Source organism: Desulfobulbaceae bacterium (genome assembly GCA_015231515.1).
Taxonomy (GTDB): Bacteria; Desulfobacterota; Desulfobulbia; order Desulfobulbales; family VMSU01; genus JADGBM01.
This window is the reverse complement of record JADGBM010000205.1, coordinates 1-2,798: the sequence shown is the minus strand read 5'-3', so window position 1 is coordinate 2,798 and position 2,798 is coordinate 1. Positions and strand designations below refer to the sequence as shown.

At 44.0% G+C, this 2,798-nt stretch carries 3 protein-coding genes; all 3 read left to right on the top strand.

Translation table 11 applies throughout. The features are described 5' to 3' along the window. Positions 1 to 923: dTDP-4-dehydrorhamnose reductase (gene rfbD / locus HQK80_16295; GenBank protein ID MBF0223750.1), on the top strand; the 923-nt coding region annotated here is incomplete at its 5' end. Positions 924 to 1,162: 239 nt separating this feature from the next. Further along, complete coding sequence (locus HQK80_16290) at positions 1,163 to 1,369, top strand: type II toxin-antitoxin system Phd/YefM family antitoxin (GenBank protein MBF0223749.1); 207 nt, start codon at positions 1,163 to 1,165, stop codon at positions 1,367 to 1,369. A gap of 73 nt (positions 1,370 to 1,442) precedes the next feature. Continuing rightward, a complete protein-coding gene (rfbB, locus tag HQK80_16285; protein MBF0223748.1) occupies positions 1,443 to 2,540 on the top strand; it encodes a dTDP-glucose 4,6-dehydratase in 1,098 nt (365 codons plus the stop codon). Positions 2,541 to 2,798 lie beyond the last annotated feature (258 nt).

Sequence of the window (2,798 nt, the reverse complement as noted above, 5' to 3'; positions counted from 1 at the left end):
TGAAAATTATTATAACTGGCGCTAACGGCCAACTTGGATGGGAACTACAGCGAACTAGGCCTGAGGGTATTGTTGCTGTTGCGCTGAACTCGTCTGAGCTGGATATTACTAATTGGGAGAAAGTGCTGGAAACGGTACGTACACTTTCTCCGCAGGTAATTATCAATGCAGCGGCTTACACCGCAGTGGACAAAGCTGAGGAAGAAGTAGATAAAGCCTTTGCAGTCAATGCTGATGGTGCGGCAAACCTTGCGGAGGCAGCAAAAGAGGTTGGTGCCCGCTTTGTTCATATCTCCACCGATTTTGTTTTTGATGGACTGAAATCATCGCCATACTTGGTTTCCGATCCTACCAATCCAGCCGGTGTGTACGGGAAAAGTAAACTGGCCGGTGAACAAAAGATTGTCGAGATAAACGGTTTAGAAAATTGTGCTATTCTAAGAACAGCCTGGGTCTACTCTGCCCATGGTAATAATTTTGTGAAAACAATGCTGCGGTTGATGGCAGAGCGCGATTCACTTGGCATTGTGGCAGACCAAACTGGTACACCTACCTGGGCAAATGGTCTTGCCAAAGCGGTGTGGAAATTAGCCCAAATAAATCAGGATGGAATGTTTCACTGGACTGATGCCGGGGTGGCCTCTTGGTATGATTTTGCGGTTGCAATTCAGGAAGAAGCTTTGGCTTTAGGCAAGAGTTTCCATGCCGACACAAGAAAAAAATCCCCCTCAATCCCCCTTTGTAAAGGGGGATTGAGGGGGATTTCTGAATGTATAATTAACCCAATTGGCACTGCCGATTACCCACTGCCGGCAAAAAGACCTCCCTTTAGTGTTTTGGATAAAAGCGAGACCTGGGCGAAGTTAGGTTTTTCCGGCCAGCATTGGCGGAAAGCATTACGAGAGATGTTGAAGGAACTCTAGTTCTTGTGTGGTTTTAGACGTATCAGGATATTTGATATAGAGAGTGCGGCAATCCTGAAAGAGTAGGCCCCTTGGGTAAAATATCTGGACTGCCGCGTCGCTGCGCTCCTCGCAGTGACGGAAATAAATCTCGTCATCCCGGCATGTTTTAAGCCGGGATCCAGAAAGTTTCATGTTTTGCTGGATCCCCGATAACAGCATTCGGGGATGACGGCTTCACAATCATACTCGTTAAGTTAATGACATTGAGTAATATCTATAAACTTTTGGATCAAGTCTTGGAGACGGGTGAGCCTTTGGAAATTGAAAGAAAGGGCCAGACATTAAAGATTGTGCCGCCCACATCACCGCATAAATTGGACAGACTGCCCTCGAATAGAGGGTATCTTGGCTGTGATCCAGAAGAAATTGTGCATCTCGATTGGACTGGAGACTGGAATCCTTGAGCTCTCTAGAAAGTATCCGTAGTGTCCGGTTAGTTAATTGCAGTAACTATTTTCTTAACTAAAGGTTCTATTTATGAATAAACTTCTTGTTACCGGTGGCGCCGGGTTTATTGGCGCCAATTTTGTACATTACTGGCTTGGAAACTATCCTGAGGATTCGGTTGTTGTGCTGGATGCTCTGACTTATGCTGGGAACCTTGCCAGTCTTGAATTTGCTCAGAAGAACAAACAATTTCGATTTGTGCATGGCAATATACTTGATCATGAACTTGTTGGGAAATTGTTGAGCACTGAAAAGATCGATACCATTGTCCATTTTGCGGCTGAGTCTCATGTTGATCGATCAATTCATGGTCCGGATGCTTTTATTGAGACCAATGTTCTAGGCACACACAGCATGCTCAAAGCGGCCAAGGCTGTTTGGCTTGATCAGGGTTCCGGTGTGCCGCATCGCTTCCATCATGTTTCAACCGATGAAGTCTATGGTTCATTGGCGGCAGACGATCCGCCTTTTACAGAAACAACTCCCTATGCACCAAATTCGCCATATTCAGCCAGTAAAGCCTCGTCGGATCATCTGGTTCGCTCATACCACCACACCTATGGACTGCAAGTCACAACCAGTAATTGCTCCAATAATTACGGGCCATACCAGTTTCCTGAAAAACTGATTCCATTGGTTGTCTTGAACATTCTCGGAGGCAAATCCCTGCCGATTTATGGAGATGGGTTAAATATTCGTGACTGGTTGTATGTTGAAGATCATTGCGTCGGGATTGATCTTGTCTTGAAGAAGGGAAAAGTCGATGGCGTATATAATATTGGTGGCAATAATGAATGGACCAATATCGATATCGTCAAACTTGTCTGTAGTTTGGTTGATGCTGCCTTTAAAAATGATGACAAACTTGCTGGAAGGTTTCCTGATGCACCTCAGTGCAAAGGGCTTGAAGCTCAATCACTTATAACCTATGTTAAAGATCGGTTAGGGCATGATAGGCGCTATGCTATTGATCCATCCAAATGCAACAAAGAACTAGGCTATAAACCAAAGGAGTCATTTGAAACAGGCATCAAGAAAACCATTGACTGGATTCTCGCTAACGAAGAATGGTGGCGAGCAGTTATTGATGGAAGTTATAAAGATTGGATAACTAAGCAGTATCAATAAATCGGTATAAAGTGTCCTTGGCGATGTGGATCAACAATAATTATGTGATTCACATGTGCTTGTTTGTTTGGCTCGAAAAGATGACAATTTATCACTATTGTCACAAAACTAAGTTGGATTATGTAAGCAATCGAGTATGTCTTCTTGAGAATCGTGGTATTCTGTCCCTGATTGTTTCTTTTACATTCATAGCTTGGGGTGGTCATTTTTCGGTCAGCACAAGTGGTCAATTTTCGGTTGTCATTTCTAAAAAGCTTG